This is a genomic window from Acidisphaera rubrifaciens HS-AP3 (assembly GCF_000964365.1).
GTDB classification, from domain to species: Bacteria; Pseudomonadota; Alphaproteobacteria; order Acetobacterales; family Acetobacteraceae; genus Acidisphaera; species Acidisphaera rubrifaciens.
In genome coordinates this window covers 1-3,559 of sequence record NZ_BANB01000060.1, presented here as the reverse complement: position 1 = coordinate 3,559, position 3,559 = coordinate 1, and the positions used below count along the sequence as shown (strand labels likewise).

Annotated in this window: 1 protein-coding gene; it reads right to left on the bottom strand. The window is 68.6% G+C overall.

Annotated elements, in window-relative coordinates:
* Positions 1-3,303: glycosyltransferase (locus B8460_RS02135; protein ID WP_048859922.1), on the bottom strand; the 3,303-nt coding region annotated here is incomplete at its 3' end.
* Between the last annotated feature and the right edge of the window lie 256 nt (positions 3,304-3,559).

Genomic DNA, 3,559 nt, shown 5'->3' with positions numbered 1-3,559 from the left:
GCCGCGCCGCTCGCAGCCCGTCAGGATATTGAGCGCGACCGTCGTCGCCGGCAGCCGCGGCCGCACCCGATACGAGCCGGGGATCGACGCGTGCTCGACCGTGCCCTCGATGCCGATGCGCACGAGATGCTCCGCCACGGCGCGGCGTCCGGCCTCGGGGGCGGCGGCTTTCGCCGTCGCGGTACCGGCGGCCGAAGCGGCCGAGATACGCCAATGATACAGCAGCTGGTCGACATGGCGGACCGGGATGCGGGCGCTGGAAGCGCGCAGCAGGAAGTCGTGATCCTGCGCCCCATCGAAGCCGCTGCGGTAACCGCCGAGGCGCAGATACGTCTTCTTGCGCACGCACAGGCAGTGCAGGATGTACATGCACGCCATCAGGTGTTCCGGCGACCAGTCCGGCTTGTGATAGGTCTGGCAGTTCCGCCCGTCGGGATCGATCTTGTCCTCGTCACAGTACAGCACGAGGTCGCCGTTTTCGTGGCGCGCCGTTTCATAATACGCGGCCAGAAGGTCGGGCGAGATACGGTCGTCGTGATCCACCATCACGATATGGCCGGCGGTCGCTATGCCGACGGCGGCATTGGTGGCCGCCGCAATCCCGCCGCGGCGCTCACGGAAATGGATCTTGATGCGCGAGTCACGCCGGCGCAGGTCGCGCAGCGCCTCCAGCGTCTCCGCCCGCGCGGAGCCGTCGTCGGCGATGCACCACTCCCATGCGGGATAGGATTGATGCAGCAGGTCGTCATAGAGGTCGTACAGCCATTGCGGATCGGAATTTCGCGTCGGCGTGATGACCGAGAAGAACGGCCGCACCGCCATCATCGCGATTTCGCCAAGCCGGTCGATGCCCGGCGCGGACTCGGTCCGCCGCGTCGCCTCGGTCACGTAGCCGAAGCGCAGGCATTCGTCGTGCTTGGCCAGCGCCAGCGCGCGGAACGCCTCCAGCCGGTTGCGCGACCGCTCGGCGCCCAGGCCGCAGGCGGCGGTCAGCTCGCGCTTTAGCCGCGCGCCGACGCTTGCGGGCGACAAATCCGCCGCCAGCCGGCGCCGCATGGCGTCGAACCGCGCGGGGTCGATGCCCTCCTCGAAGAACGCGAGGACGGTCGCCTCCATCGCGTCCAGATCGGGTTCGTACCAGATCGCCTCGGCCTTGTACGGCCCCATCTCGCGGCCGATCTCGCGCGGCGTCACCGGCACCAGCGCGGGCACCCCGTCGGCCAGCAGGTCGGCGCAGCCGCTCCCCGCCGGGCACAGCGCCGGCACGCCGAGCAGGACGCTCTCGACGATGTTCAGGCCGAACCCTTCGCTACGATGCGTGGAGACATAGAGGTCGGACATTGTCTTCAGCCGGTGCAGGTCGGCGGCGCTGAAGATGCTGTCGATGTGCATCACCGCGTCGCCATGCTCCTCCGCACGGCTCAGCGAAACGTCGCGTGAATGCGATTTCAGTATGAATAGAAAGCGATCGGGATGCCGCGCGGTCAGCCGTTCCGCGAGGGTGCGATACAGATCGACGCCCTTGCGCGCCGAGTAGGACGAGGCATCCATGATGAACAGCACGACCCGCCGGCCGGCCGCCTTCGCCGCCGCGATCTCGTGGAGCCAGGGATTTGGCGCGGCCTGGGCCGCGCCCTCCGGCTCCGCCACGTCGACGACATAGGGCACGGTCCTGACCGGCGTGTCCGTCGTCAACGCGAAGGACTGCGTGCACGACCGGCTCGGCGTGATGATGAGATCGAAGGCGGACAGCACGCTGCGCCATTCGATGCGCGGCGAGGGCAGTTCCCACACCCAGGCGCCGACATTGGCCCTGTGGTCGAATATCGCCGTGCCGTAGATGCGCGTGAACGCCATCACCTGGTCGGCGTTGAGGCAGAGGAAGTTGATCGAATAGGCGAGATCGTCGGCGCAGACGAGATCGAGCGGCAGGCTGTCGCGGACCAGCCGCGACGTGTCATAGACATCGACCGCGATGCCGGCGGCGCGCAGCGCGCTGACATAGCCGCGCGCCGCGGTGCCGAGCCCGCTCGCGGCGCTGACGGGCCCGAAGAAATTGACCCCGCTGCGCCAGAGCAGCATATCCTGGAAGCCGATGCTGCGACGGGCAAAGAAGTTCGTCCCCGGCGCCACCCGCTCTTCCTTCAGGCCGTAGTCACGCCAGTGATCCTCGGCGGCCTGCGGCGTGCCGAGCGACGCCGCGACATCGACGTTGACCGCCATGTACTGCGCCGCATCGAACGCGGCATCGATCACGCCGGGCCGGACGTAGCCCCACAGCGTGTCGGTCGCCGTGCGCCGGTCGCCGGCCCAGCCGGGCTTGTCCAGCAGCCGCAGGATCGCGCAGGCGTCCTCGATCGGGATCAGCTTGCGCTGCGGCGGCGGGCGGCGGGACAGCATGTCGTAGAACGCCCAGGGATCCGCCTCGTCCGCCGCCGGCAGGTGGCGCAGCAAATGCGGCGACGGCAGCCGGCGTTCGTGGAATCCCTCGATCATGTAGTGTTCGAGGCCCGACTTGATGATGCCGCGCCGCACCAGGTCGTGCACGTCCGGATAGACCGACAGGTAGAACGCCTCGTCGAACCACCAGACTCGCGGCTCGATCCCGGCCTGTCCGCCGAGCAGCCATTCAACCTCGTCCTGCTCGGTGCCGGCGGCGGCCCCCGGCAGGCCGCCACGCCGTTCCGCCACGCCGCAGGCGACGTAGTGCACCAGCGCGCAGCTGAAATGACCCTCGCCCACCGCGGCGGCCACGTCGGGATGCGACCGGCGATAGCGCTCCTCGCTGAACGTGCCGCAGGGTGACAGGGCGGCGAAGGCGCGCCGGTCGAGGTAGAACTCGAACAGCGCGTAATCCGGCATCGTCTCAATCTCGGGGTAGCGTTCGGCATACAGGCGGCGCACCGCCCACGGGCTGAACCAGCGATTCGGCACGAACCGCCGCTCGGGCGGCAGACGCGCGAAATGCGCGAACGCCTGCGCGGCGGGGACGTCGGTGTCCTCGTATTTCGCCAGCCGGTGACGGACGTAGCCGATGTCGAACAGGATCGACGGGGCGCGGCCCTCGTGCTGTCCGTAAACCGTGAAATGATCACGCAGATCGCGCGACGGGTTGGGAAAGCCGCTGTCGCGCAGGTCGGGATAGAGGGCGGCGTAGCTGCGCCAGTCGAACAGCGCCTGTGCCAGCGCCTCGGCCGCGGCCCGCGCCTCGTACGCCGCGCGGGCATCGTATCCCGCGCCCGCCGCAGCACCCAGACTGACCTCGCGCGCCGCCGTATCGGCGATGTTCGCGAGCGAATCCACCGTGAGCGCCGCTGCGGCGGTCTTCGTCGTTTCGGGAGGCGGTGTCCCGTGGGCTGCCGGCTGGGTTTGGTCCGGGGCTGGGATGGACGCGTCGTCCGCAGTGCCGCGATCCGTCACGCCGGAACCAAGCATACCGCTGCCTGCCATCGCCTCATGCTCGACTGAAAATCACGTTCACGTTACAGGAACATCCGGTCGAAACAAGCCACCGCCCAATGGATTTCTAGAGCGGTAGCCCTTCTGAGTGAATCGGCAG